Origin of the sequence: Streptosporangium sp. NPDC002721, from assembly GCF_042888905.1 — a bacterium.
Classification (GTDB): Bacteria; Actinomycetota; Actinomycetes; order Streptosporangiales; family Streptosporangiaceae; genus Streptosporangium.
In genome coordinates, this window is sequence record NZ_JBIAQI010000012.1 from 62,139 (window position 1) to 88,479 (window position 26,341).

Genomic DNA, 26,341 nt, shown 5'->3' on the forward strand with positions numbered 1-26,341 from the left:
ATCAGCATGACCCCGCGTCGCGGGGGGACGGCTCTCGGGGAAGGTTCCGTAGGAGTCGCACATGCGGCTCAGGCTTTCCCGGCGGTGCCGGTCCCTCCACCGGAGATGGCCATCACCAGTTCCATGGCCTGCGGCCGGTACGCGGGGTTTCGACTGAAGCAGCGTGCCAGATGCGGGCGCAGCGCGGGCGGAAGCACGGACAGGTCTGGCTGATGGTGCATCACCTTGTAGAAGACTGCGGGGGCCGTGGAGGCGTCGAAGGGGGAACGGCCTGTGGCGGCGAAGTACATTGTCGCCGCCCAGCTGAAGACATCCGACGCCGGGCCCACGGCTTGCCCGGAGACCTGTTCGGGAGACATGTAAATCGGGGTGCCCTGGATCCCCTGCGTGGTGGTCCGTAAATGATCCAGGGCTTTGGAGATCCCGAAGTCGATGACGCGCGGCCCGTCGGTGGCCAGCAGGACGTTGGCCGGCTTGAAATCGCGGTGAACGACACCCGCGCTGTGGATTCCCCGCAGAGCCGTAGCCGTCCAGAGCGCCAGCCGGGTCAGGCTGTCCGGACCCATCGGGTCTCCGCCTCGGACGAGTGTCTCCAACGACGGTCCGTCCACGTATTCACTGACGATGTAGGCGACATCGCCTTCCGTTCCCACGTCCAGGACCGGAGCGGTCGCGAAGGAAGGCACGCGCTTGGCGACCTCGACCTCACGGAGGAATTTCGTGTGTTCCCCGCTCCAAACGTCCGGGGAGGCATGGAGCACCTTGACCGCTACTCGCGCGCCGTTCGGGGCGAGTCGAGATACACGGTGCCCTGTCCGCCCTGCCCCAGTTGGGACAGTAATTGATAAGGGCCGATCACGCCTATACGTGAGTCGACTGAGATGGGGCGCGCGATTCGACGTCGTGTGAAGACGGCCTGCCTCAGGTAGAAGGCATGGAAAGTGCCTCCCCACCAGGACGTCAGCGACCACCCCCAGAAGACGGCCTGCGCTCTCCAGTCAGTGATGGTCAAGGCGCGGATCGGCTCGTTGCTCACGACGAAGACCGCCAGCAGCAGCACATAACCGGCCGCGGCCATGCCCTGCGTCCGACTGCGGAGCCGTACCGCTGCGGACCCGATGGTCAAGCAGGTGGCGAAACCCAGCGTCAGCAGGGGCACGAGTGCCCACACGTAGCTCAGGGGAACCGCGATTCCCGCCGGGCCGGCGAGCGGGCGAGTAGGCGTATTCCTCAGCGGGGGCACGGAGTCCCGCCAAGGGTTCCACGAACTCGACCTCATGGTCTGAGGACCGGTGGGCCCGAGCGGGAACACGCGCCTGCGGATGATGAGCGCGTACACGGTACCGCCGAACCATGGGCCGGCCACCCAGGTCCACAACGCCACCTGGTTCTGCCAGTCGTCGGTGGCGAAGTCCCGGATCGGAGCCGTGACGATCAGCGTGACCGGGACGGCGAGATAGCAGGCAGCCGCGATGGCCACGGCGCGGCTTCGCATCCGGTACGCGGCGAACGCGAAGACGAGCGAGGTGGCGAAGCCGAAGGAGACGATTGGCACGATCGCCCATACGAAGCTGAGGGCGTCCACCAACGGGCGGCGAACGTGGGCGGGCTCGGGCTGTCCGCTGCTGGGCATGCAGCGAATCGTAGAGACTGCGGAGTGGTCATGATGCCCCAATATCCGGTGAGCTTCAGCAGACTCATGGAAGGTGTCGAATGCGGGAAAAGATCCTCTGTGGCCGTTACCGTCTCGATCCGCTGTCGCGGCGACGTGGAGGCATGGGCGAGGTCTGGTTCGGTCACGACATCGAGCTGCGCCGTCCGGTCGCGGTGAAGTTCGTCAGGACCGACAGGCTTTTCGGCGGCGGCTCGGACAAGGAACTGATGCTCCGATTCGTGCGCGAATGCCGGATCACCGCGTCGCTCGGCCACCCGGGGATACCCGCCGTGTACGACTGTGGAAAGGAGGGAAAGGAGCTTTTCCTGGTCATGCAGCGGGTCGAAGGCTGTCCGGTCGACGCGTTGATCGACGAAACCGAGATCCCCGTCGCCTGGGCCGCCGTCATCGCCGCCGGAGTCTGTTCCGTGCTCGCGGCAGCGCACGAGAAGGGGCTGGTCCATCGGGACCTGAAACCGGGCAACCTGATTCTGGAGCCCGACGGCGGGGTGAAGGTGCTGGACTTCGGGCTTGCCGCCGTGCTGTTGTCGACCACCACGAAGCTCACCCAGACAGGCATGGTCATGGGCACGGCTGCCTACTTCTCCCCCGAGCAGGTGAAGGACGAACCCGTCGACGCGCGTACCGACCTGTACGCCCTGGGGGTGATTCTCGACGAGATGCTCGCGGGTACGAACCAGTTCGCCGGGCGGACTCCACAGGAGTCCGCCTACAACCATGCCCATCGCCCGCCGGCTCCCGTCCGGCTCAGGAGGCCGGGTGTCCCCGCGGAGCTGGAGCGGCTCGTCCTGGCGCTGCTCGCCAAGTCGGCCAGCGCACGGCCATCCACCGCACGAGAGGTCTTCGACCTCCTGATCCCGTTTTGCCGAGACGTGCCGCCACTGCTCGGTTACGTCGACGATCCGGCTCACGGCAGGGCGCCGAGCCCTGCCCGCATGTACGCCCGTGTCCTGTCCCGCGTCACGGCATAGCCGTACACGGTCAGGGGGCGGCGGAGTCTGCCCCCAGTGCGCCGTGGCCCGCGGCCATAGTCAAGGTTCCAGGTTGGAGCGTGTTCGTACGGCGAAGCCGCCGGGAGGTAGGTATAGGCCCTTGACCTGCTGTTCCTCGTCGCCGTGGTTGATGGCGAAGAGCCAGTCGCCGCGTCGTACGAGCTCCACGGGGGCTGGGGAGAGGCCGAGCAGGTGGGCGTAGGCGTCGTCGGTCAGGTGGGTGGAGATGTAGAGGGCCGTTCCTGAGCCGTACGGGTGGCGGGTGATGGCGGGTTGGCCGGAGAGGGGGGTGCCGAGGGTGTGCGGGCCGGTGTAGACGGCCACTGCCTCGGCGCCCTCCAGGTGAACGTGTTCGCTCCAGAAGGTGCCGGTCTCTGGCCGGTCACCGGGGAACGTCGCCTCGCCGGTCGGGGGACGTGCGGGTAGTTCGGCCCGGGGGGAGGTGCTCCGGGAGGCGGAGACGTCGGGAGCGGACAGGGTGAGGGTGATTTCGGGGGGGAGGGGGTGGAACTCCTCGACCCTGATGCCGAGGAGGTCGCGGAGGGCGCCGGGGTGGCCGCCGAGGCGGACGCGGGCGTGTTCGTCGGCGACGCCGCTGAGGTAGGAGACCACGAGGGTGCCGCCGCCGGAGACGTAGTGGCGCAGGTTGTCGGCGTCGGCGTCCGAGATGAGGTACAGGGCGGGGACGAGCACGATCGGGTACGACGACAGGTCGGCCGAGGGGTGGACGAGGTCGGCGGTGACGCCGTGCCGGTAGAGCACCCGGTGGGCCTGGCGTACGGTCTCGGCGTAGTTCAGCTCGGTGGAGGGCAGGCCGGGGGACTGGAGCGCCCAGCCCGCCTCGGCGTCCCAGAGGATCGCGGCCCCGGCCTCGACGGGGGCCGCGCAGGCGTCCGTCAGGGAGGGCAGGAGCGCGCCCAGCTCGCAGATCTCGCGGAAGATCCGCGAGTCGGGTCCGGCGTGGGGGACCATGCCGCCGTGCCAGAGCTCGGCGCCGCCCCGGGAGGCTCGCCACTGGAAGAACATGGCCCCTCGGGAGCCTCGCGCGATGTGCGACAGGCTCAGCCTGGTGATCTCACCGGGACGCTTGGCGAGCATCCGGGGGCCGGTGTAGGTGACCACGGCCTGTTCCATCAGCAGCCAGGGTTTGGAGGCAGGCTCAAGGGCCGGGTCCGCGGTCGGGTTGTGCTCCGGGGCCGGGCCCGGGTCCGCGGTTGGGCTCCGCGCGGGGGACGAGGCCCAGCCTCGGGCGAGGTCGGCGGCGAAGGCGGTCTCGGCGGGCGGGTCGGACGACGGGTAGTGGTCGATCGCGACGAGGTCGACCTCGGCCGCCCAGTGGCGGTGGTTCACCGGCACCCAGTCGCCGAGGACGAAGTTCGTGGTGACCGGGACCTCCGGGGTGAGCTCGCGCAGCACGGCCCTCTGCTCGCGGAAGTGGCCGAGCGTCGCGTCGGAGACGAACCGGCGGAAGTCGAGGACCTGGGAGGGGTTGGGCAGGTACTGGGTGGCGCGCGGCGGGGTGATCTGTTCCCACGCGGAGTAGTGCTGGCTCCAGAACGAGGTGGTCCAGGCGTCGTTCAGCGCGTCCAGGGTGCCGTGCCGCGCGCGCAGCCAGGTCCTGAAGGCCGAGGCGGCGTGCTCGCAGTGGCAGGCGGTGCCGTACTCGTTGTGGACGTGCCACATGGCGAGCGCGGGGTGGTCGCGGTAGCGCTCGGCGAGGGCGCGGGCGATGCGGACGGAGGCGGCGCGGTAGGCGGGGGCGTGCACGCAGTAGGTGTCGCGGCTGCCGTGGGTGAGCCGGGTGCCGTCGGGGGTGACGGTGAGGGCGTCGGGGTGGGCGAGGCCGAACCAGGGGGGCGGGGAGGCGGTCGGGGTGGCGAGGTTGACCCCGATCCCGCCGTCGTGCAGCAGGCCGAGGACGCGGTCGAGCCACCCGAAGTCGTGGACGCCCGGTGACGGCTCCAGCCGGGCCCAGGAGAACACCCCGACGCTGACCAGGTTCACCCCGGCCCGCCGCATCAGCGCGACGTCCTCCTTCCAGACCTCCTCCGGCCACTGCTCGGGGTTGTAGTCCCCGCCGTGGCACAGCCCGCCGAACCGCCCAGGCCAGTCCACGGCCGCCCCCCTTATTTGGATGGAATCCAAACTAATTATCCATCCGGCGTGGGCCGGGCTCAAGGGGGCCTTCCCTGGGCGGGGGAACCCCGTCCGCTCCGGGCCTCCGGCCGCTTGTCAAGGTGCGACTTCCCGGGGGTGGCTCCCGCCAAGGAAGAGCATTGACGTTTGTTGGTTTGAACGTAAAACTAATTCAGCAAACGGAAGCCCGAGCGCTGGAGTTCCCATGCCCTACCGCCCCCCGCTGGTCGCGCACGAGTACTTCGTCGCCGATCCGCCGGAGCTGCCCGTCCGCGCGCACGGCGAGGAGGGGCTGTCGGCGCTGATCTCGGCGGAGCCGGTGGCCTCCGACGGGGCCGGGGTGCTGCTGAAGGCGATGACCTCGGCGGAGGAGACGCTCCTGGTCCAGGTGGGCGTGGCGGGCGAGGGCGTGATCCGGGTCAGGCTCGGGGAGGACGCGGACGCGCGGACCAGGTCGGCCGCCGCGATCTCCATGGTCACGCCGGGCACGTTCGCGGGGGCACGGGTGAAGAGCCGCGACGGGAGGATCCTGCTCGACGCGGGCTCGCTCCGCGCGGAGATCACCCTGGCGCCCTGGCACCTGAGGTTCACCGACGCGGGCGGGGCGCCGCTGCTGGAGCAGGACCGGGGGCACACCGACATCAGCGGCCGGTTGCGCACGCTGCCGTTCGGCCGCTCCAGCGTGGACGGCGCGGTGGCCGGATACCACGAGAGCTTCGCCGCCCCCTCCGACGAGGCGTTCGGCGGGTTCGGCGAGTCGTTCACCCGGCTCGACAAGCGCGGCCAGCGGCCGGTGATGTGGAACTTCGACGCGTTCGGCGCCGAGTCGCAGCGGGCGTACAAGAACATCCCGTTCTACCTGTCCAGCAGGGGTTACGGGGTGCTGGTGGACAGCGGGACGCCGGTGGAGTTCGACGTGTGCCAGTCGACGCACAGCTGCGTGCAGATCGTGGTCCCGGACGACCTGATCGACTACTACGTGATCGCCGGGCCCACCCCGTCGGAGGTGCTGGGCCGCTACGACCTGCTGACCTGCCGCCCGTTGCTCCCGCCGAAGTGGGCGTTCGGCACCTGGATCTCCTCGGGGTTCTTCGTCGACACCCAGGAGCGGGTGATGGCGAGGGCGCGGCGAATCCGCGAGCGGGGGATCCCGTGCGACGTGCTCCACCTGGACACGTACTGGCAGACGGACGGGCACTGGTCGGACATGCGCTGGGACGCGGAGGGCTTCCCCGACCCCGCCGGGATGCTGGCCGAGCTGGACGCGATGGGCTTCAAGGTCTGCCTGTGGATGAACCCGTACATCTCCCATCTTAGCCCGGCCTTCCGCCCCGCCGCCGAAAGCGGATATTTCCTGAAAAAGGCTGATGGTGAGGTCTACGTGGCCGACTGCTGGCACGGCTCCTACCCGGCCTGCGGCATCGTCGACCTCACCAACCCCGCCGCCGTGGAGTGGTTCAAGGGGCTGCTCCGCCCGCTGCTGGAGCAGGGCGTCCAGGTCTTCAAGACCGACTTCGCCGAGGGAGTCCCGCACGACGCGGTCGCGGCCAACGGCATGTCGGGCACCGACCTGCACAACGTCTACACGCTGCTGTTCAACGACGCCGTATCCGAGGTGACCCGGGAGGTCGCCGGGCACGGCATGGTGTGGGCGCGCTCGTCGTTCCTCGGCGGGCAGCGGCACTCGGCGCAGTGGAGCGGCGACACCTACACCAGCTACGCCGCGATGGGCAGCACGCTGCGCGGCGGGCTGGCGCACGGGCTGTCCGGGGTCCCGTTCTGGAGCCACGACGCGGGCGGGTTCACCGGCAGGCCCACCGACGACCTGTACGTCAGGTGGACCCAGTTCGGCGCGCTCTCCCCGCTGCTGCGCCTGCACGGCACCACCAGCCGGGAGCCGTGGGAGTTCCCCGAGGTCGAGGCGGAGGCGGTCGAGGCGCTGCGGCTGCGCTACCGGCTCATGCCGTACATCTACACGGCGGCCGTCGAGGCGGCGAGGACCGGGGCGCCGATGATGCGGGCACTGTGCGTCGACTATCCGGACGACCCGGTGGCCTGGCAGGCCGACCTGCAGTACCTCCTCGGCCGCGACCTGCTGGTGGCGCCGATGACCTCGCCGGAGCAGGTCAGGAGGGTCTACCTGCCGCGAGGGGAGTGGGTGGACCACTGGACGGGCGAGGTCCTGCCCGGCGGCCGGTACGTCACGGTCGCCACGCCGCTGGACCGCGTCCCGCTCTTCGCCCGGCGCGGCGCGATCGTCCCCGTCCTCGCCGACCCGGGCGGGACCGTCGGGGACGGGCCGTTCGGGGAGATCACCCTGGTCGTGTACGGCGCACGCGGGGGACACACGGTCGTCTCCGACCTCGACGGGGACACCACGATCACCGCGACCCCCGACGGGGAGGGGCTGCGGGTGACCGTCTCGGGGAGCGCGCGGATCGCGGGCGTCGAGCAGGTGGGGTCAGACGTCCCGGTCGTCGTCACCACCGTCTAGGAGTCGCCGTCACCACCGTCCGGGAGAAGGACCGTCCAGGAGACGAGCCGTCCAGGAGAAGAACCATCTAGGAGAAGAGCCATGCTCAACCTCAAGGCGGGTGTCGCCCTGGTGGCCGCGCTCGCGGCGCTCGTCGCCTGCGGCGGCACCGAGAAGGTCGCGGAGGCGCCCGCCGCGGGCGCTCCCCGCGTCCTGAAGCTCTGGCACTACGAGGGCGCCGACAGCGCGATGGGCAAGGCCTGGGCCGAGGCCGTCAAGCGGTTCCAGGCCACGCACCCCGGCGTGACGGTGAAGTTCGAGGAGAAGGCGTTCGAGCAGATCCGCCAGTCGGCGGGGATGATCCTCAACTCGGACGAGGCCCCCGACGTGATGGAGTACAACAAGGGCAACGCCTCGGCCGGCCTGCTGTCGAAGCAGGGCCTGCTCACCGACCTCACCCCCGAGGTGACAAAGCGGGGCTGGGACAAGCTGCTCAGCCCCTCGATCCAGACGACCGCGCGGTACGACGAGCGCGGCGTCATGGGCGCGGGCAAGTGGTACGGCGTCCCCAACTACGCCGAGTACGTGATGGTCTACTACAACAAGGACGCGTTCGAGAAGGCGGGAGTGAAGGTGCCCGCCACCTTCGAGGAGTTCACCGCCGCGCTCGACACGTTCGCCAAGGCCGGGACCACCCCCCTCGCCGTCGGCGGCGCCGAGTATCCCGCGCAGCAGATCTTCTACCAGCTCGCGCTGAGCAGGGCGCAGCGGCCGTGGGTGGACGCCTTCCAGCTCTACAAGGGCAAGGTCGACTTCAAGGGCCCCGAGTTCAGGTACGCGGCCGACACCGTCGCCGACTGGGTCAAGAAGGGCTACATCGGCAAGGACTCCGCCGGGATCAAGGCCGAGGACATGGGGGTGTCCTTCATCGGCGGCGAGTATCCGATCCTGGTCTCGGGCAGCTGGTGGTACGGCCGATTCGCGAGCGAGATCAAGGACTTCGAGTGGGGCTCGTTCCTGTGGCCGGGCAACACGATGAGCGCCGGGTCCAGCGGCAACATCTGGGTCGTCCCGGAGAGCGCGAAGAACAAGGACCTCGCCTACGACTTCATCGACATCACGATGAGCAAGGACATCCAGAACCTGCTCGGCAACTCCGGCGGCATCCCGGTGGCCGCCGACACCGCCGCGATCACCGACGGGAAGAGCAAGGAGCTGATCGAGAACTTCAACACGCTCTCGACCTCCGACGGGCTCGCCTTCTACCCCGACTGGCCGGCGCCCGGCTACTACGACGTGCTCGTGTCGGGCGTGCAGAACCTCATCAACGGCACCAAGACCTCCGACCAGGTCCTGGACGAGATCGCCGCGCCGTACGAGGAGAACCTCGCCGACCTCGGCAACTGACCCCCTTCTCGCGACCTGACACGGCACGGGGCGTACGTACGGAGAGACAGAGAGGAGACCTCCGATGCAGAGGTCTCGCGGGTCTCGCGACCGCGGGTACCGGGTGTTCCTGCTGCCGAGCGCCGTGCTGTTCACCGCGGTCGTCGCGGTGCCGTTCCTGATGAACGTCGGGATCGGGTTCACCCGGTGGCAGGGGATCGGCGACCCGCGGTGGATCGGGCTGGACAACTACGTGAGGCTCGCGGCCGACGCGCGGTTCTGGACCTCCTTCCGCAACAACGTCGCGCTGATCGTCGCGATGGCGGTCGTGCCGGCACTCATCGGCCTGGTCCTCGCGGCGACCCTGTTCGACCACGTGGGCAGGAGGTTCGGCCCCCGGGCGGCCGGGGCGCTGCGGGCCGCGTACTACCTGCCGCAGGTGCTTCCGGTCGCGGTCGCCGGGATCGTCTGGGGCTGGATCATGCACCCGCGCTTCGGGGCGCTCAACGAGCTGCTCGGGGTGCTGGGGATGGAGCCGAGGAACTGGCTCGGCGACCCGGACTGGGCGCTGCCGAGCGTGATGGCGATCATGGTGTGGTTCCAGATCGGCTACCCGGTCGTCATCTTCATGGCCGGGCTGCAACGGGTCGATCCCACCCTGTACGAGGCCGCCGAGATGGACGGCGCGTCGTGGTGGCGCAGGTTCCGGCACATCACGATCCCGCAGATCCGGCCGGAGATCTACGTGGTCCTGCTGACCTGCACGATCGCCGCGCTCAAGGTCTTCGGGCCGATCTTCGTGCTCACCAGGGGCGGTCCGGGCGGGGCCACGCTCGTGCCGTCGTACTTCAGCTACCAGAACTTCTTCGAGAAGGCCAACGTCGGGTACGGCGCGGCGATCGCCACCGTGCTCACCCTCGTGATCGTCGCGGTGACGGTGTTCTTCCTGCGGGTCCAGGACCGGGACGGGGAATCGTGATCCGGAAATACTCGGTCCTGGTCTCGCTGGTCGTGCTGGCCGTCGTGATGCTGGTGCCGTTCGCCGTCGTCACGCTCAACGCGCTGAAGTCCCCGGCCGACTACTCCTCGGGCGGGCCGCTCAGCCTGCCCTCGGAGCTCTACCTCGACGGGATCGTCGAGTTCTGGAACAGGGTCGACTTCGGCGGCAAGCTCTGGAACAGCCTGCTGATCAGCGGCTCGGTCGCGGTGCTCGCCACGGTGCTGTCGGTGCTCAACGCCTACGCGCTCGGCATCGGCAGGGTACGCGGCCGGACGTGGATCCTCGTCCTCTTCCTGGTGGCCAACACGCTGCCGCAGGAGGCGCTGGTCTACCCGCTGTACTACCTGGCCAAGCAGGCCGGCCTCTACGACACCCGGCTCGGGGTGATCATCATCTTCACGGTGATCCAGAGCGCCTTCGGGACGTACCTGCTCGCCTCGGTGCTCGGCCGCTTCCCGCGCGAGATCCTGGAGGCCGCGGCCCTCGACGGGGCGGGGAAGTGGCGGGCCCTGTGGCGGGTCGTCGTGCCGATCAGCAGGCCGACGCTGAGCGTGCTGCTCGTCTTCTTCTTCATCTGGACCTGGAACGAGTTCTTCCTGCCGCTGGTCTTCCTCGTCTCCAACGAGAACCAGACCGTCCCGGTCGCGCTGGGGGTGCTGCAGGGGGACAAGATGATGGACGCGACGATGTCCAGCGCCTCGGCGCTGCTCGGCATCCTCCCGGCGGTCGTCTTCTTCCTCATCTTCCAGCGCACGCTGACCCGCGGCGTGACCGTCGGCGCCGTCAAGTGACCTTCCTGACCTTCGACCTTCCTGACCTTCGACTCCCTGACCTTCGACTCCCCCTGACCTGGAGGCGAAATGTCGTTATCCGTCAAGTCCGTCGCGGCGGTCGCCGCGACGGCCCTCACCCTGGGACTGTGCGCGGCCCCCGTGCACGCGGCCCACGATCCCGCCCACACGGTCCACGAACACCCCTTCCGTGACCCCTCGCTCCCACTGGACCGGCGCGTCGACGACCTGCTCGGCCGCCTCACCACGGCGGAGAAGGTCTCCTGGCTCCACCAGTACCAGCCCGCGGTGGAGCGGCTCGGCATCGGGCTGTTCAAGACCGGCACCGAGGCGCTGCACGGCGTCGCCTGGTCCACCGACATCGACAACGGCGGGAACGTCGTGACGGCGGAGGGGACCGTGTTCCCGCAGGCCGTCGGCCTGGCCAGCACCTGGAACCCCGACCTGGTCAAGAAGGTCGGCACGGCCGTCGGGGAGGAGGCCAGGGGCTACCACGCGGAGAACCCCCGCCTTTGGGGCCTGCAGCTGTGGGCGCCGGTGGTCAACCCGCTGCGCGACCCCCGCTGGGGCCGCAACGAGGAGGGCTACTCCGAGGACCCGCTGCTCACCGGCGCGATCTCCACCGCGTACGGCTCGGGCATCCAGGGCGACGACCCGGACCACCTGCGGGCCGCGCCGGTGCTCAAGCACTTCCTGGGCAACAACAACGAGGTCCGCCGCGACACGACCTCCTCCAGTCTGCGCCCGCGCGTGCTGCACGAGTACGAGTACCCGGCGTACCGGACGGCGCTGGAGGCGGGCGCGGCCACCGGTGTGATGACGTCGTACAACCTGGTCAACGGGCGGCCCGCCACGGTCACCGACCTGAACTCCACCGTGAGGGCCTGGTCGGACCGGCCGGTGTTCAACGTCTCCGACGCCGGGGGGCCCAACAACCTGACCGGCTCCCAGGGCTACTTCGCCACCAAGGCGGAAGGCGCCGCCGCCATGCTCAAGGCGGGCGTCGAGAGCTTCACGGTGGACAACACCGACGGCGCCCCGACGGTGGCCGCGGTGAACGAGGCGCTGGCCCGGGGGCTGCTCACCCGGGCCGACCTCGACACCGCCGTCCGCCGCATCCTCGGTCTCCGGTTCCGGCTCGGCGAGTTCGACCCGGACGGCGGCCCGTACGGGAAGATCACCAAGGACGTGGTCGACAGCCCCGCGCACCGGAGGCTCGCCCGGCGGACCGCGGCCGAGGCGGCGGTGCTGCTGAAGAACTCCGGGAACACCCTGCCGCTGCGTCCCTCGCAGAAGGTCGCGGTGGTCGGCCCGCTCGCCGACACCCTCTACACCGACTGGTACTCGGGCAGGCTCCCGTACCGGGTCACCCCGCTCGACGGGATCGGGGAGCGGGCCGCGACGGTCACCTCCGAGGGCGTCGACAGGATCGCGCTCAAGTCCGGCGGCAGGTACCTCACCGCGGGCACCGGGGCGGGCGCGGACCTGAGGCTCTCGGGGACCTCGGCGGGCGCGACCGAGCAGTTCGACGTCTTCGACTGGGGCCAGGGCATCGTCACCCTGCGCAGCGTCGCCAACGGCAGGTACGTCAGCCGCGCCAACTGGTCCACCCTGGTCAACAACCAGGAGCAGCCCACCGGCTGGTTCGTGCAGGAGCAGTTCAAGCTGGAGGCGCAGGCCGACGGCACGACGCTGCTGCGCTACGCGGGCTACGAGACCGCCTACGACTGGTTCGGCCCCGACAGGTACGTCAGGGCGGCCCCCGACGGCACGCTCGGCCTCACCGTCGCCGAGAACGCCACCCGCTTCGAGAAGGAGGTCGTGCGCAGCGGCGTCGCCGAGGCCGCCGCGGCGGCGAGGAGCGCCGACGTGGCGGTGGTCGTGGTCGGCAGCATGCCGTTCATCAACGGCCGCGAGGACCACGACCGGACGGACCTCGGCCTCGCCGAGGGACAGCTGGCGCTCGTGGAGGCGGTGCGCGCGGCCAACCCGAACACGGTCGTGGTGCTGGAGAACAGCTACCCGACCACGATCGACAGCCTCCAGGACAGCGTCCCGGCGATCCTGTGGACCACCCACGCCGGGGCCGAGACCGGCCACGCCCTGGCCGACCTGCTGTACGGCGACGCCAACCCGGCAGGGCGCCTCACCCAGACCTGGCCCAGGGCCGGCACGCCCCTGCCGGACATCCTCGACTACGACATCGTCAAGACCGGCTCGACCTACCTGTACTCCAGGCGGAGCCCGCTCTACGCCTTCGGCCACGGGCTGAGCTACACCACCTTCGGCTACCAGGGTCTCAAGGCCGTGGCGAAGGGGGACGGGCACGAGGTGAGCGTCCGCGTCACCAACACCGGCTCCCGGGCGGGCGACGAGGTCGTCCAGCTCTACACCCGCCAGCACACCTCCCGCGTGGAGCAGCCGCTCAGGCAGCTGCGCGGCTTCCAGCGGGTGAGCCTCGCCCCCGGGGAGTCGAAGGTCGTGAGGTTCACCCTCGAAACCGCCGACCTGGCGCTGTGGGACGTGACCAGGGGCCGCTTCGCGGTGGAGCCGTCCACCCACGACGTGATGGTCGGCTCGTCCTCCGACCGGATCAGGCAGCGGGCGACCGTACGGGTGGACGGTGAGCGCGTCCCGGCCCGCGACCTCACCCGGACCACCCGCGCCGCCGACTTCGACGACTACGCGGGCGTCGAGCTGGTCGACGAGACCAAGGTCCGCGGCGACGCGGTCGGGGCCTCGGCGGGCGAGTGGATCTCCTTCGAGGACGCCGACCTGCGCGCCGGGGTCACCGGCGTGCGGCTCGGGGTGGCGGCCACCGCCGCCTCCTCCGTCGAGATCCGCCTCGGCTCCCCGACCGGCAGGCTCGCCGGGACCGTGCCGGTGGCCGCCACCGGCGGGCCCTACTCGTGGGCCACGGCCACCGCCCCCGTCTCGGGCGTACGTGGCGACCAGGATGTCTACCTGGTCTTCCGGGGCCCCCTGCGGATCAAGGACGTGACCTTCACCCGCTGACGTCTCCTCTCCCGCGGCCCGCCCCCTCTGGGAAGGGGGCGGGCCGCGCGGCGAGGTCACCGGTGGCGCGGGACGGGCGAGATCTCGAAAAAGACGATCGACCCACGGGCCGATCGGCGGTGTCAGGTGATCTCACATAACCCGTCCGACTTCAGGGTGCTTTGCCGGTATGTGCCGGAAGGTTTGCGCGTACGGGCGAATAAGGGGGAATCGGCCTCGTTGTCGTGCTGTTTGAATCATGAACGCCAGACCGAGTTCCAGGAGGCACCATGACGACCACGACTCGTCCCGCCGAGGCTTCGGGACAGTTCTCCATCGGGGGCGACCTCACCGTCAACCGTCTCGGCTACGGGTCGATGCAGCTCACCGGCGAGGGGGTGTGGGGGGACCCGCGCGATCCCGAGGAGGCCGTCCGCGTCCTGCGCAGGGCCGTCGAGCTCGGCGTGAACCTCATCGACACCGCCGACTCATACGGCCCGTTCGTCGCGGAACTGCTCATCAAGAAGGCGCTGCACCCCTACGCCGACGACCTGGTCATCGCGACCAAGGCGGGATTCACCCGGCAGGGACCCGGGATCTGGACGCCGGTCGGCCGTCCCGAATACCTGCGCCAGCAGGTCGAGCTGAGCCTGCGCCACCTCGGCGTCGAGCGGATCGACCTGCTGCAGCTGCACCGCATCGACCCGGCCGTCCCCGTCGCCGACCAGGTCGGGGAGCTCGCGCTGATGCAGCGGGAGGGCAAGATCCGGCACATCGGCCTCAGCGAGGTGAGCGTCGAGGACGTCGAGGAGGCGGGCAAGTCCGCGACGATCGTCTCGGTGCAGAACCTCTACAACCTCGCGCACCGTGACGCCGAGCCGCTGCTGGAGTACTCCGAGGCCAACGGCATCGCCTTCATCCCCTGGTTCCCGCTCGCCACCGGCAAGCTCGCGGCGGAGGGCGGCCCGCTCGCCGCGGCGGCCAAGGAGCACGGTGCCACCCCGTCGCAGCTCGCCCTGGCCTGGCTGCTGCGCCGCTCCCCGGTGATGCTGCCCATCCCCGGCACCTCGACGGTCGCCCACCTGGAGGACAACGTCGCCGCCGCGACCGTGCGGCTGACCGACGACGAGTTCGACGCCCTGAGCAGGGGAGCCTGAGGGGATTCCTCGGATCTCGGGGATCCCCGGGGTCGCGGCCTTAAAGGTCTGACGGGAGCCGGGACCGGGGCCACGCCGGCCGCGACACGGCTCAGCGCGACGTTTCGGGACCGGCGTCCCGGTCGCGAGGATCCGGTCGGCGTGACGTCCGGGGGTCGGTGCTCCGGTCGTGCGGATCCGGGGGGAGGGACGTTCCGGGGTCGAAGTCCCGGTCGCGCGGATCCGGGGGGAGGGACGGTGGGAAGCGCAGCACCCAGCGGCGCTGCCAGGGGGTCTCGACGGCCCGGTGGTGGTGGTTCTCGCGCGTCCAGGTGACCGCGCCGGCGGGGTCGAGGCCGGCCAGGACGGCGAGGCAGGCGATGACCGTGCCGGTGCGCCCGACGCCGCCCCCGCAGGCGACCTCCACCGCGATGCCCGCCCGCGCCCGCTCGTGCAGCGCGCGGATCCGCCGTACGGCCAGGTCGTGGTCGTGGGGCAGCAGGAAGTCGGGCCACCGGATCCATTCGTGAGGCCAACGCAACCCGCTCTCGTGGCGACGGCGGAGCCGGTCGGAGCCGAGGTACAGGCCGAAGCCGGGCACCGGCCCTTCGGGCAGGGGGTGGCGCAGGCCGCGTCCGCGGATCCAGGAGCCGTCCGGCAGCCGGAAGGCGCCCGCGAGCGGTGGCTCGCCCACCGGCCCACCGGCTGTCGCGCCGTCCTCGAAATCTCTCATGGGGTCCTTCCTGTGTCTTGCGCCGGGACTGTCTTGCGCCGGGACTGTCTTTCACCGGGACTCGGGGCCGGCTCCGGGTTCCGTCGTGGACCCGCGCCAGAGCGGCGGCGGTCCCCCTCGCTCCCCGCGATCCTCTCCGGCTCGGGGCGTACTCCGGCTCCCTGGCCGCCTGCCGCGACGGCCATCGCCACCGGCACGTCCGGCGGCGTTCGCGTCATGGGACTCAACACTATGGACGGCTGCCCCGCGGCGAAATGGGGTACTTCGCCTTTCACCCCTGTGGAAAACCCCATGCCTCCGGGCCGAGGGTCGGCATCCGACGGCTTCGGCACCCGTAGGCCGTCCAGGCAGGCCGCCGTACCGGCCGTGTCTCTGCCGGACCGCCTGAACCGGTGGCCTGCCGGAGGGGGGCTGAGAATTTTTCGTGAGACTGCTTGCGAACCGGCGCACCGATAACCTATAACTGAACTAAGAGGTTTTCGAGAAGGCAGGCTTGAGGATACCTGCTAGTTCACACGGAGGTGGTTACCGATGCTGCTGACGTCGATCGACCCGTTCATCCAGGAGTTCGACCGCCAGTTCGACCGGCTCGCGCGCCAGGCCCTTGGATCGAGCGAGAGCGCCGCGCGCGGGGCCATGCCGCTGGACGGTGTCCGGCGCAAGGACGACGTCCTCCTGAGGTTCGATCTCCCGGGCATCGACCCCGACACCATCGAGGTGACCGTCGACCGCGGGGTGCTCTCGGTGAGCGCCGGCCGCGAGGAGGAGTACGGCGAGGACGACCGCCTGTTCGTCCGCGAGCGCCCGATGGGCACCTTCACCCGCCGCGTCTACCTGTCCGAGCACCTCGACAGCGAGAAGATCGACGCCGCCTACTCCAACGGCGTCCTGGCGGTGCGCATCCCGGTCATCGAGCGGGCCAAGCCCCGCAAGGTCGCGATCCAGAAGGCCGAGGACGTGTCCGACCAGAGGTCGATCAAGGCATGAGGTTCGAGGGCGGCTGACCGCAGGACCCTCTCGGGGTGGGTGCCGGGTTCCGGCGCCCACCCCGGGCGTTTCCGGCCCCCGCACCGGCCTCCGGGACTCCAGCTGACCCCCACTGAAGGAAAGGAGCGGTGATGGCCCGGTTGCCCTTCGACGACGAGCACGCCCCGCTGTACTCCGTCGGCCAGGTCGCCGACATGCTCGACGTCGAGCAGGCGTTCCTGCGCCGGCTCGACGAGCACGACGTGGTCAGCCCCGCCCGCTCCACCGGCGGCCAGCGGCGCTACACCCGCCACGAGATCGGCGACCTCCAGGACGCCATCCGGCTCGTGGGCGAGGGCATGAGCCTCGCCGCCGTACGCCGGATCTTCACCCTGCAGCAGCAGGTCCAGGACCTCCAGGAGGAGCTCGCCAGGGAGCGCGCCCTCCGGCGGGAGGACCCGGGATCGGCCGGCCCTTGACGGTCTCCTCGGCCAAGGGCACCCGCCGTCAGCCCTTCACCGCGCCGATGATCACTCCCTTGGTGAAGTGCCGCTGGACGAACGGGTAGAGGAACAGCACCGGGAGCAGCGCGACGACGATGATGGCCATCTGGATGGCCAGGCTCGGCGGCGGCGCCTGACCGGCGACGGTGCCGACGCCGGTCTGCCCGGCGATCAGCGACTGGCCCTGGAGCACGTACTGCCGCAGCACCACCTGCAGCGGCCACTTGGAGGTGTCGTTCAGATAGAGGACGGCGTTGAAGAACGAGTTCCAGTAGCCGACCGCGTAGAACATGCCGATGACGGCCGTGACGCCCTTCGACATGGGCAGCACGATGGTGCGCAGGATGCGGAACTCGCTCGCGCCGTCGATGCGGGCGCTGTCGGTCACCTCCTCGGGGATGTTCATGAAGAACGCCCGCATCACCACGAGGTTGAACGCGGTGACCGCGCCGGGCAGGATCAGCGACCAGTACGTGTCGATCAGTCCCAGCGAGCTGACCAGCAGGTAGTTGGGGATCAACCCCGGGCCGAACAGGAAGGTCAGCAGGATCAGGAACAGCATCGGCCGGTGCAGCAGCGAGCCCGGCCGCGACAGCCCGTAGGCGGCCAGCACGGTGACGGTCAGGCTGATCGCCGTGCCGACGAGCGTCACGCCGAGGCTGACCCCGACCGACCGGGTCACCACCCCGCCGGAGAACAGCTCCTCGTACGCGGCGAAGGACAGCCCGCCCGGCACGGTGACCAGGCCGCCGGCCTCCGTCACCGCCTCCTGGGTGGACAGGCTGGTCAGCACGACCATGTAGATCGGGAAGAGCACGCACGTGACGATGAGCGCGAGGACGAGCCCCTTGAGGAGCGCGCCTGCGCGGCTGGGCCGCTCGGCCCAGGGGGGAAGAGTCGTCATGATCGTTTGTAGATCCCCTGCTCGCCGAATCGGTGGGCGACCTTGTTGGCCACCAGGATCAGCACCAGTCCCACCAGGCCCTTCACCAGGCCGGCCGCCGCGCCGTAGCTCCACTCGCCGGTCAGCAGCGTGCGCCAGTACACGAACGTGTCCAGCACCTCGGCGGCGTCCCTGCCGACCGCGTCGCGCTGCAGGAAGAACTGCTCGAAGCCGACGTTCAGCGCCTCGCCGAGGCGCAGGATCAGCAGCAGCACGATGACCGGGCGCAGGCCGGGCAGGGTGATGTGCCACAGCCGCCGCCAGCGGCTCGCGCCGTCGACGGCGGCGGCCTCGTAGAGGTTCTGGTTGATGGCCGCGAGCGCGGCGAGGAAGATGATCGTTCCCCAGCCGGCGTCCTTCCAGACCGACTCCGCCGTCACCAGCACGATGAACGTATCCGGATTTGTCATGATGTCGATGCCGTCGTACCCGTGGTCCCGCAGCACCTGCGAGAGCAGGCCCGCGCCCCCGAACATCTGCTGGAACAGCGTGACCACCAGCACCCACGAGAAGAAGTGCGGCATGTAGACGATGCCCTGGATGAACAGGCGCAACCGGGGCCGCACCACGCTGTCCAGGAGCACGGCCAGCATGATCGGTACGGGGAAGTAGAAGACCAGCTGGAACGCGGTGATCGTCAGGGTGTTGATCGTCGCGTCCCAGAAGCTCGCGTCGAACACCAGCCAGTGGAAGTTGGCGAACCCCACCCACGGGCTGTCCCCGATGCCCACGTACGGCGAGTAGTCCTGGAACGCGATCACGTTGCCGAGCAGCGGGACGTAGTGGAACAGGACCAGCAGCCCGATCGCCGGAAGGGCCATGAGCAGCAGCTGCCAGTCACGTCTCAGGCGGGCTCCGAAGGGTCGCGGGCGCGTCCGTCTTGTCCTCGGGCCCCTTTTGCGGACATCCTTGGAGGTGCCGGCGCCGGCGGGTGAGGTCAGGTCACCCGCCGGCCCGGTCCCTCCACTCCTGCCCGACGACGTCCTAAGCACGGCCGTTGTCCCGCAGGACCTTCATGTAGAACTCGCGGGCCTCGTCCCCGCCGTCCCGCCGCCACTCCGTGGCGATCTGCTTGGCGTCGCTCACCGGACGCCGGCCGCGCATGATGTCGGTGAACTTGTCCTCGGTGGGGACCTGCAGCCCGGAGAACTTCGACGGCCGCTGGATCCTGATCCCGTCGAACGGGCCCTTCTCCAGGTAGGGGAAGCTCGCGTTCTGCCACTCCATGTTGGCCTTCACCGCGTCGGGCCAGGGCCAGTCCACGTACAGCGGGCGCCCGCCCAGGAAGCCGTAGGTGTAGGCGACCTCCTTGCGGCCGAGGTCGTTCGCCTGCGGGATGTTGTCCTCGCCCCGGGTGAAGTGCTTGCCCTCCACGCCGAAGTTGGCGAGCTCGTACTCCTTGGTCCCGTACGGCGCCGCGCACCAGTTGAGGATGGAGAGGATCTCCTCCACCTTCTCCTTCGGCAGGCCCTTCTTGACGAAGGTGAAGATGCCCGCCGCGTTGTTGTGGTACATCAGCGGGGTGCCGCCGTCGTGGGAGAAGAGCGGGAAGGGGTTCAGGCTGAAGCCGGGGTTCTTGCCGCGGTGCTGCTGCAGGAGTTCCTTCCAGCCGCCCAGCCCGTCGCGGTAGACGACGATCTGCCCGGACCCGATCAGTTCCTTCTCGTTGGCGCCCTTGCTGCCGGCGACGCTCGGGTGGACCAGCCCCTCCTCGAAGACCTTCCGCATGAACTCCAGCATCAGCTCGAACTCGGGGGTCTCGTACTTGTGGACGAGCTTGCCGCCCTCGTACCGCCACTCCTGCGGGATGCGGAAGGTCGGCCACATCATCTCGTGGATGCTGCCGAACGCCCAGCGCTTGGCCTTGGCGTCGGTGATCTCCTTGCCCAGCTCGAACAGCTCGTCGGCCGTCTTGGGCGCGGTGTTCCAGCCGTTCTTGTCGAACAGGTCCTTGCGGTAGAGCAGCGCGAAGGGGTACGGCTCGGTCGGGAAAGGAACCGCCATGAGCTTGTCGTTCCAGACCGACCACTGCCACGCGGCCGTCGGCAGGGCGGCCAGCAGCGGGTAGGGCTTGACCTTGTCGCCCTGCAGGTACGGGGTGAGGTCCTCGAAGGCCTTGTCGACGGCGGTGTTGAAGTCCGCCATCTTCTCGATCTCCCAGCTCGGGATGACCATGATCTCCGGGATGTCCCCGGAGGCGAGGCGGGCGATGGCCTTGTCGACGTAGACGTTGCCGTCGGTGATCTGGAACTCCACGGTGGCGCCGATGTCGGCGTTGACGGCCTGGAAGTAGGAGTTGTCCGCCAGGCCGGGCGGCGGCGGGCCCCACAGCGGGGTCATGGCCTTGTAGGTGCCGCCCTTGCCCGCCTTCTGGGTGAGCGCGGCGGTGGGGGTGGCCGGGTAGGTGGTGAAGCCGCCGCTGACGTCGGGGACCCCCGGAAGGGTGGAGACCGTGCCGGGGATGTCAGGCTTGATGCCGGGGAAGGCGGTGTAGGTGGGGGTGAGGGACGTCAGCTTGTCCGCCGCGGCGGCCGTGGCGCCCCCGGCGCCGGGCCGGGGGCCGCTCGGCGCGGAACAGGCGCCGAGCAGGCCGCCGCCCGCGACCATCGCGGCGCTCAGTCCCACCAGCCCGAGGAATCCACGGCGGCTGGTCATCGCACCCGGGGGAAGATCCTTCACGGGGCGCTCCCTTCGTTGTCTGGAGACGGATCCGGGGTGTCGTGGGGGACGGCTCCGGGGTAGAATTAGTTAGTCTTTCGACCAAACAAATTAGTCGAGGGTGGCCGCCGCCACAAGGGACCGCCGATCGCGGGGAGCCCGGGAGCGGTCACGGATTGGTGAACGATGGGGCATGATGGGGCCAGCCTGGCCGAGCGGGAGCGGGACTCACCTTGATCACATCTACGACTGACCCGCGGCCGGCCGACTTCGCCGACGTGCGGGCCACCAACCTCGCCGTCGTGCTGAGGTTCGTACGCGCGCACGCGCCGTGCTCGCGGGCCGACATCGCGGCGTCGACCGGCCTCAACAAGGCGACCGTGTCGAGCCTGGTCGCCGATCTGATCGACCGCCGCCTGGTCAGGGAGACCGGCCTGACGGAGAACCGTGTCGGCCGCCCCGCCACGATGCTCGTGCTCGACGGCTCGCCGTACGCGGCGATCGGCATCGAGGTCAACGTCGACTACGTCACCGCGGTCGCGGTGGACCTGTCGGGGGAGAAGCTGCTGTCCTGGCGCAGGTCCTTCCCCGGCGCGGCCGGCACGGCGGGCCAGGCCATGGCGACCGTCGCGGGGATCGTCCGCCGGGTGGTGACCCGGATGGCCAAGGAGGAGCGCCAGGTCCTGGGGCTGACCGTGGGCGTGCCGGGGTTGATCGGCACCGACGGCACCGTGCGCATCGCGCCCAACCTCGGCTGGCGCGACGCCGACCTGTGCGGCGACCTCACCAAGGCCCTGCGCGACCCGGGCTTCCCCGTCCAGGTCGACAACGACGCCAACCTGGCGGCCCTCGCCGAGCACCGCTTCGGCCCGCACGCCGGGACGGCGAACCTGGTCTACCTCACCGGCGAGATCGGGGTCGGGGCCGGGGTCATCCTCGACGGACGGCTGCGCCGGGGCGGCCAGGGGTTCGGCGGCGAGATCGGCCACATCCAGCTCGACCCCTTCGGCGCCGAGTGCCGCTGCGGGCGCCTGGGCTGCCTGGAGGCCGTCGCCGGGATCGGCGCCGTGCTGGAACACGCCGCGATCTCGCCCGCCGAGGTGGAGGTCGAGCTCGACGAAGTCGTGCGGCTGGCCCGCGCCGGCGACGCGCGCACGCTCGCGGTCCTCAGCTCGGTGGGCCACAACCTCGGCAAGGGCGTGGCCCTGATGACCAACCTGCTCAACCCCGAGGTGATCATCCTGGGCGGCTACTACGTGCCGCTCGCGCCGTGGCTGCTGCCCTCGGTGGAGGCCGAGACCCGGGGCCGTACGATCGCCCCGGAGGCCGGGGGCTGCGAGATCGTGGCCTCCACGCTCGGGTACGGGGCGGCCGCGCTGGGGGGCGCCGCCCGGGTGCTCGACTCCGTCGACTCCGGGCACCTGCCGCGGGTCTCATGATCCGCTGACTGCTGACTGCTGACTGCTGACTGCTGACTGCTGACTGCTGACCGCTGACCGCTGACCGCTGACCGCCGGCCCCTGACCGCTGATCCGCGTCCGGCGAGGAGGCGAGGGCGGGCGTCGCGCCGGATTCGCGTCCCGCGAGGACGTCGCGCCGGACGTCGCCTCGGATCCGCTTCCGGCGGGAACGCGAAGCCGGGCGTCGCCCCGGATCCGCGCTGTTTTCACTTAGATTCACGATGTTCCCGGCGGATCTCCCGGCCCGGATCCGGAGAGATCCGGGGCGCTCGCAGGGGGTCTTCCGTTCCGGGCCCCGGGGGACCGGGCCGGGAGATCCGCCGCCTCTTGACCTTGTCCGCACAGCGGTGCACCCTCGTGGAAGCTCCGTTCGGGACACGCGCGCAACGATCACCGGGGCGCGCGGGTGACGACGGAGTTTTCCCGGACCGATTGTCGAAGCGCTTCGACCGGGGTGTCCTTCCAGATCGGAACCGGGTCGGAAGCACGCCCGGAATCGAAGCGCTTCGAGGCTCTCAAAGGGATGGTCCCCGATGAACGAACCGTTCCGTGACCCCGAACTCCCCCTCGCGCAGCGGATCGCGGACCTGCGGGACCGGCTGACCCTGGAAGAGAAGATCGGGCTCCTGCACCAGTACCAGCGGCCGGTGGAGCGCCTCGGGCTCGGCCCGTTCCGTACCGGCACCGAGGCGCTGCACGGCCTCGCCTGGCTCGGCCCGGCGACGGTGTTCCCGCAGGCGGTCGGGCTGGCCAGCACCTGGGACCCCGACCTCGTCCGGCGGGTCGGCGAGGCCACCGGCGAGGAGGTCGTGGCCTTCCACCACAAGGACCCCGCGGGGGCGGGTCTCAACGTCTGGGCGCCGGTCGTCAACCCGCTGCGCGACCCCCGCTGGGGCCGCAACGAGGAGGGCTACTCCGAGGACCCGTGGCTGACCGGCGTGATGGCGACGGCGTACGCCTCCGGCCTTCGTGGGAGCGATCCCACGGTACTGAGGACCGCGCCCACCCTCAAGCACTTCCTCGGCTACAACAACGAGACCGACCGCTGCGTCACCTCCAGCGACCTGCCGCCCCGGGTGCTGCGCGAGTACGAGCTCCCGGCCTACCGGCCCGCCCTGGAGAGCGGTGCCGCGGTCGCCGTGATGCCCTCCTACAACCTGGTCAACGGCCGCCCGGCCCACCTCAGCCCGCTCATCGGCGAGGTGCTGCGGGCCTGGGCTCCCGACCTCCTCGTGGTCAGCGACGCGTACGCCCCCGCCAACCTCACCGGTCTGCAGGGCTACCACGACGACCTCCCCGAGGCGTACGCCCACGCGGTCAGGGCGGGGCTCGACAGCTTCACCCAGGACGACGACCGTCCCGAGGCAACCCTCGGGCACCTCCGCGCCGCGCTGGAGCGCGGCCTGCTCACCGAGGCGGACGTCGACGCCGCCGTACGGCACACGCTGTCCGTCCGCTTCCGGCTGGGCGAGTTCGACCCCGCCACCCCCTACGACGACATCACCGAGGCGGTCGTCAACTGCCCCGAGCACCAGAGCCTGGCCCGCGAGGCCGCCCGGCGCTCGATCGTGCTGCTGCGCAACGACGGCGTCCTGCCGCTGGACGCCTCGGTGCGCAGGATCGCGGTCATCGGCCAGCTCGGCGACACGCTCATGGAGGACTGGTACTCCGGGACCCTCCCGTACGCCGTCACCGCCCGCGCCGGGCTCGCCGAGCGGTGCGAGACCGTCTTCTGCGAGGCCGTGGACCGGATCACCCTCACGGTCGAAGGACTCCCGGCCGAGGGGACGGACGGCCGCCACGTCGTCGCCGACCCCGACGGCGGCCCGCTCGGGATCGGCGACGAGCCCGGCCGGTCCGGCCTGTTCGACCTGTTCGACTGGGGTGGCGGCTGCTACGCCCTGCGGGCCGTGGCGACCGGGCGCCACCTGTCCGTCGACGACGACGGGGTCCTGGTCAACGACCAGCCCGGTCCCAACGGCTGGGAGGTGCGCCAGACCTTCCGTACCGAGGACCGCCCCCGAGGCACGCTCGCGCTCCGGCACATCTCCACCGGCCGCTACCTCGCCCTGGACGGCGAGGTCTTCCGCCTGGCTGACGACGCCGACGCGGCCGCCTGGCTCACCGTGGAGCGGGTCGTGAGCGGCGCCGAGGCCGCCGCCACGCTCGCCGCGACCGCGGACGTGGCCGTGGTGGTGGTCGGCGACCACCCGCTGGTCAACGGCAGGGAGACCGAGGACCGCCTCGACCTCGCGCTGCCCGCCGCGCAGCAGGCCGTGGTCCGCGCGGTACGCGAGGCCAACCCGAGAACCGTGATGGTGATCAGCAGCGGCTACCCGGTGACCTGGGACGGCGACGACCCTCCCGCGGTGCTGTGGTCCTCGCACGGGGGCCAGGAGTACGGCCACGCGCTGGCCGAGGTACTGTTCGGCGACGCCGACCCCGAGGGGAGGCTCACCCAGACCTGGTACCGCTCGGCGTGCGAGCTGCCCGACCTGTTCGACTACGACATCATCGCCTCGGACGCGACCTACCAGTACTTCAGGGGGACCCCGCTCTACCCCTTCGGCCACGGCCTCGGCTACACCACCTTCGACTACGCCGACCTGGCCGTCTCGGTCACGGGCGGCGAGGACGGCAGGGTCACCGCCTCGGTCACCGTCACCAACACCGGCTCCCGCGAGGGGGTGGAGGTCGTCCAGATCTACACCCGCCAGCGGCGCTCCCGGGTCAAGCAGGCGCTGCGCCGCCTGCGCGGCTTCGTCAAGATCCGTCTCGCCCCCGGCGAGAGCACCCGCGTCGACTGGGGCCTCGACGTCGCGGAACTGGCCTTCTGGGACGTCACCAGGAACCGGTTCGTCGTCGAGGACGCCCCCCACAAGATCATGGTCGGCGGTTCCTCGCGGGACATCCGGCTGTGCGCCTCCTTCCACGTCGACGGCGAGCGGATCCCGCCGCGCGACGCCCTCGCGGGCCCGATCGCCGCCGTGGACCACGACGAGTACGACTCGGTGACGTTCGTGGACGCGGACAGGGTCTCCGGCGACGCCGTGCGGTCCACCGCCGAGGGGGCCTGGATCGTGTTCCGCTCGGTCGACCTGGGCGAGGGGGCCGCCTCCTGCGCCGTCGTCGCCGCCGGGGAGGAGGGCGGGGTGATCACCCTGCGCCTGGACGACCCCCTCTACGGGCCCGTCGTCGGCGACCTCCCCGTACCCCGCGCGGGCCGTCACGACCTCACCGAGGTGCGCACCGGGCTTGCGGAGGCGCGGGGAGTCCACGATCTTTATGTGGTGTTCGAGAATGCGGGGATCACCGTGGCCTCCCTGAGCCTCGGCGAGGCCGGGTGAGCGGGCGGGCGGTGACCATCAGCGAGGTCGCCAGGCACGCGGGGGTCGCGGTGAGCACGGTGTCGTACGTGCTCAGCGGGAAGCGCGCGATCTCGGCCGACACCCGGCGCCGGGTGCTCGACAGCGTGCGGGTGCTGGGGTATCACCCCAACGCCGGGGCGAGGGCCCTGGCCAGCAAGCGCGCCAACGTGATCGCGCTGGTGCTGCCCCTGCGGGCGGGGGTGCACGTCCCGGTGCTGATGCAGTTCGCCACCTCGGTGGTCACCGCCGCGCGGCGCTACGACCACGACGTGCTGCTGCTCACCGCCGACGAGGGCTCCGACGGGCTCCGCAGGGCGGCGGCGAGTGCGCTGGTCGACGGGCTGGTGCTGATGGACGTGGAGCTCCACGACAGCCGGGTACCGCTGCTGCGGGAGCTCGCCGAGCCCAGCGTGCTGATCGGGTTCCCCGCCGAATCGGCCGGTCTGACCTGCGTCGACCTCGACTTCGCGCGGGCGGGCGCGCTGTGCGTGGAGCACCTGGCCGAGCGCGGGCACCGGGAGGTCGCGCTGCTCGGCGCCCCCTCGGTCGTCTACGACCGGGGCACCGGCTTCGCCCGCCGCACCCGGGAGGGCTTCGCCGCGGCCGTGGTCGAGACCGGCCTGACCGGGGTGGCCCTGCCGTGCGAGGAGAGCTTCGACCAGGTCTCCGCCACGATCGCCGGGCTCCTCGACGCCAGGCCGGGCCTGTCCGGGCTGGTCGTGCACAACGAGGCCGCGGTCGGCCACGTGCTGGGGGCGCTGCGCCAGCACGGCAGGCGGGTGCCGGGCGACATCGCCGTGGTCGCGATCTGCCCCGACGACATCGCGGAACGCGCCAGCCCGCCGCTCACCTCGGTGCTGATCCCGGCCGAGGAGGTGGGCCGCCAGGCGGTCCGGCTGCTCATGGAGAAACTCGAAGGCCGCGCCGTCCCCGACGGCACCTTGCTCCAGCCGAGGCTCACCATCCGCGACAGCACCTGACGAGGAGCCACCCGCGGGCCTCGCGCGGTGGGCTTCGGAAGGCTTCGGCGGGCTTCCGAGGGCTTTCGTGACGCCGATGGGCGCGGGCCCGGTGGGAGGTGCGCGGCGGGCTTCCGAGGGCTTCCGTAGCGCCGACGGGCGCGCCCC

At 70.6% G+C, this 26,341-nt stretch carries 19 protein-coding genes; 12 read left to right on the forward strand and 7 right to left on the reverse strand.

What is annotated here, in order from left to right; all coding sequences use genetic code 11:
* Positions 1-68 precede the first annotated feature (68 nt).
* Positions 69-842 carry a serine/threonine-protein kinase gene (locus ACFYWM_RS18615; protein WP_389916523.1) on the reverse strand — a complete coding sequence of 258 codons (774 nt, stop codon included), beginning with the start codon at positions 840-842 and terminating at the stop codon, positions 69-71.
* Positions 770-1,633, reverse strand: coding sequence for a hypothetical protein (locus ACFYWM_RS18620; RefSeq protein ID WP_389916179.1), 864 nt, complete (start codon positions 1,631-1,633; stop codon positions 770-772). The genes ACFYWM_RS18615 and ACFYWM_RS18620 overlap by 73 nt, the downstream gene beginning before the upstream one ends.
* Before the next feature lie 80 nt (positions 1,634-1,713).
* On the opposite strand from ACFYWM_RS18620, the gene ACFYWM_RS18625 reads away from it, so the two are divergent.
* The gene (locus ACFYWM_RS18625; RefSeq protein WP_389916181.1) at positions 1,714-2,646 is read left to right on the forward strand and encodes a serine/threonine-protein kinase; all 933 of its coding nucleotides are present in this window, start codon (positions 1,714-1,716) and stop codon (positions 2,644-2,646) included.
* A gap of 60 nt (positions 2,647-2,706) precedes the next feature.
* Here the strand turns inward: ACFYWM_RS18625 and ACFYWM_RS18630 are convergent, their stop codons facing one another.
* Entirely contained in the window at positions 2,707-4,782 is a 2,076-nt protein-coding gene (locus ACFYWM_RS18630) for a beta-galactosidase (RefSeq protein WP_389916183.1), read from the reverse strand.
* Positions 4,783-5,008: 226 nt separating this feature from the next.
* On the opposite strand from ACFYWM_RS18630, the gene ACFYWM_RS18635 reads away from it, so the two are divergent.
* From ACFYWM_RS18635 to ACFYWM_RS18660, 6 genes are all read left to right on the forward strand, one after another.
* Positions 5,009-7,297 (forward strand): TIM-barrel domain-containing protein, encoded by a 2,289-nt coding sequence (locus tag ACFYWM_RS18635; RefSeq protein WP_389916185.1) that lies wholly within the window; start codon positions 5,009-5,011, stop codon positions 7,295-7,297.
* An 81-nt stretch (positions 7,298-7,378) separates the two neighbouring features.
* On the forward strand, positions 7,379-8,683 hold the full coding sequence (locus ACFYWM_RS18640) for an ABC transporter substrate-binding protein (protein ID WP_389916187.1): 1,305 nt from the start codon (positions 7,379-7,381) through the stop codon (positions 8,681-8,683).
* Positions 8,684-8,747: 64 nt separating this feature from the next.
* The gene (locus ACFYWM_RS18645; RefSeq protein ID WP_389916189.1) at positions 8,748-9,641 is read left to right on the forward strand and encodes a carbohydrate ABC transporter permease; all 894 of its coding nucleotides are present in this window, start codon (positions 8,748-8,750) and stop codon (positions 9,639-9,641) included.
* Complete coding sequence (locus ACFYWM_RS18650; protein ID WP_389916191.1) at positions 9,638-10,453, forward strand: carbohydrate ABC transporter permease; 816 nt, start codon at positions 9,638-9,640, stop codon at positions 10,451-10,453. Before ACFYWM_RS18645 ends, ACFYWM_RS18650 begins: the two co-directional genes overlap by 4 nt.
* A 69-nt stretch (positions 10,454-10,522) precedes the next feature.
* Positions 10,523-13,468 carry a glycoside hydrolase family 3 C-terminal domain-containing protein gene (locus ACFYWM_RS18655; protein ID WP_389916193.1) on the forward strand — a complete coding sequence of 982 codons (2,946 nt, stop codon included), beginning with the start codon at positions 10,523-10,525 and terminating at the stop codon, positions 13,466-13,468.
* A gap of 269 nt (positions 13,469-13,737) precedes the next feature.
* Entirely contained in the window at positions 13,738-14,604 is an 867-nt protein-coding gene (locus tag ACFYWM_RS18660) for an aldo/keto reductase (protein WP_389916195.1), read from the forward strand.
* 91 nt (positions 14,605-14,695) lie between these two features.
* On the opposite strand, the gene ACFYWM_RS18665 is transcribed toward ACFYWM_RS18660, so the two are convergent.
* The gene (locus ACFYWM_RS18665; RefSeq protein ID WP_389916197.1) at positions 14,696-15,316 is read right to left on the reverse strand and encodes a protein-tyrosine phosphatase family protein; all 621 of its coding nucleotides are present in this window, start codon (positions 15,314-15,316) and stop codon (positions 14,696-14,698) included.
* Between the two features lie 531 nt (positions 15,317-15,847).
* On the opposite strand from ACFYWM_RS18665, the gene ACFYWM_RS18670 reads away from it, so the two are divergent.
* A complete protein-coding gene (locus tag ACFYWM_RS18670) occupies positions 15,848-16,303 on the forward strand; it encodes an Hsp20/alpha crystallin family protein (protein WP_389916199.1) in 456 nt (151 codons plus the stop codon).
* 131 nt (positions 16,304-16,434) lie between these two features.
* Positions 16,435-16,761 carry a MerR family transcriptional regulator gene (locus tag ACFYWM_RS18675; RefSeq protein WP_389916201.1) on the forward strand — a complete coding sequence of 109 codons (327 nt, stop codon included), beginning with the start codon at positions 16,435-16,437 and terminating at the stop codon, positions 16,759-16,761.
* Between the two features lie 28 nt (positions 16,762-16,789).
* Here the strand turns inward: ACFYWM_RS18675 and ACFYWM_RS18680 are convergent, their stop codons facing one another.
* The 3 genes from ACFYWM_RS18680 to ACFYWM_RS18690 are packed head-to-tail and all read right to left on the reverse strand — an operon-like array spanning position 16,790 to position 20,407.
* Entirely contained in the window at positions 16,790-17,689 is a 900-nt protein-coding gene (locus tag ACFYWM_RS18680; protein ID WP_389916203.1) for a carbohydrate ABC transporter permease, read from the reverse strand.
* A complete protein-coding gene (locus tag ACFYWM_RS18685) occupies positions 17,686-18,720 on the reverse strand; it encodes an ABC transporter permease (protein WP_389916205.1) in 1,035 nt (344 codons plus the stop codon). The genes ACFYWM_RS18680 and ACFYWM_RS18685 overlap by 4 nt, the downstream gene beginning before the upstream one ends.
* Complete coding sequence (locus tag ACFYWM_RS18690; RefSeq protein WP_389916207.1) at positions 18,713-20,407, reverse strand: sugar ABC transporter substrate-binding protein; 1,695 nt, start codon at positions 20,405-20,407, stop codon at positions 18,713-18,715. Before ACFYWM_RS18690 ends, ACFYWM_RS18685 begins: the two co-directional genes overlap by 8 nt.
* Positions 20,408-20,619: 212 nt before the next feature.
* Here ACFYWM_RS18690 and ACFYWM_RS18695 point away from each other — a divergent pair, with 212 nt between their 5' ends.
* From ACFYWM_RS18695 to ACFYWM_RS18705, 3 genes are all read left to right on the forward strand, one after another.
* Positions 20,620-21,825 carry an ROK family protein gene (locus ACFYWM_RS18695; protein WP_389916209.1) on the forward strand — a complete coding sequence of 402 codons (1,206 nt, stop codon included), beginning with the start codon at positions 20,620-20,622 and terminating at the stop codon, positions 21,823-21,825.
* A 554-nt stretch (positions 21,826-22,379) separates the two neighbouring features.
* Complete coding sequence (locus ACFYWM_RS18700) at positions 22,380-25,193, forward strand: glycoside hydrolase family 3 C-terminal domain-containing protein (RefSeq protein WP_389916211.1); 2,814 nt, start codon at positions 22,380-22,382, stop codon at positions 25,191-25,193.
* Positions 25,194-25,204: 11 nt separating this feature from the next.
* Positions 25,205-26,194, forward strand: coding sequence for a LacI family DNA-binding transcriptional regulator (locus ACFYWM_RS18705; RefSeq protein WP_389916213.1), 990 nt, complete (start codon positions 25,205-25,207; stop codon positions 26,192-26,194).
* The last annotated feature ends 147 nt before the right edge of the window (positions 26,195-26,341 follow it).

Coding starts and splice junctions, on each gene's coding strand:
- ACFYWM_RS18620 (WP_389916179.1), bottom strand. CDS start 1,633: ATGCCCAGCAGCGGACAGCCCGAGCCCGCCCACGTTCGCCGCCCGTTG.
- ACFYWM_RS18625 (WP_389916181.1), top strand. CDS start 1,714: ATGCGGGAAAAGATCCTCTGTGGCCGTTACCGTCTCGATCCGCTGTCG.
- ACFYWM_RS18635 (WP_389916185.1), top strand. CDS start 5,009: ATGCCCTACCGCCCCCCGCTGGTCGCGCACGAGTACTTCGTCGCCGAT.
- ACFYWM_RS18640 (WP_389916187.1), top strand. CDS start 7,379: ATGCTCAACCTCAAGGCGGGTGTCGCCCTGGTGGCCGCGCTCGCGGCG.
- ACFYWM_RS18645 (WP_389916189.1), top strand. CDS start 8,748: ATGCAGAGGTCTCGCGGGTCTCGCGACCGCGGGTACCGGGTGTTCCTG.
- ACFYWM_RS18655 (WP_389916193.1), top strand. CDS start 10,523: ATGTCGTTATCCGTCAAGTCCGTCGCGGCGGTCGCCGCGACGGCCCTC.
- ACFYWM_RS18660 (WP_389916195.1), top strand. CDS start 13,738: ATGACGACCACGACTCGTCCCGCCGAGGCTTCGGGACAGTTCTCCATC.
- ACFYWM_RS18665 (WP_389916197.1), bottom strand. CDS start 15,316: ATGAGAGATTTCGAGGACGGCGCGACAGCCGGTGGGCCGGTGGGCGAG.
- ACFYWM_RS18670 (WP_389916199.1), top strand. CDS start 15,848: ATGCTGCTGACGTCGATCGACCCGTTCATCCAGGAGTTCGACCGCCAG.
- ACFYWM_RS18675 (WP_389916201.1), top strand. CDS start 16,435: ATGGCCCGGTTGCCCTTCGACGACGAGCACGCCCCGCTGTACTCCGTC.
- ACFYWM_RS18680 (WP_389916203.1), bottom strand. CDS start 17,689: ATGACGACTCTTCCCCCCTGGGCCGAGCGGCCCAGCCGCGCAGGCGCG.
- ACFYWM_RS18700 (WP_389916211.1), top strand. CDS start 22,380: ATGAACGAACCGTTCCGTGACCCCGAACTCCCCCTCGCGCAGCGGATC.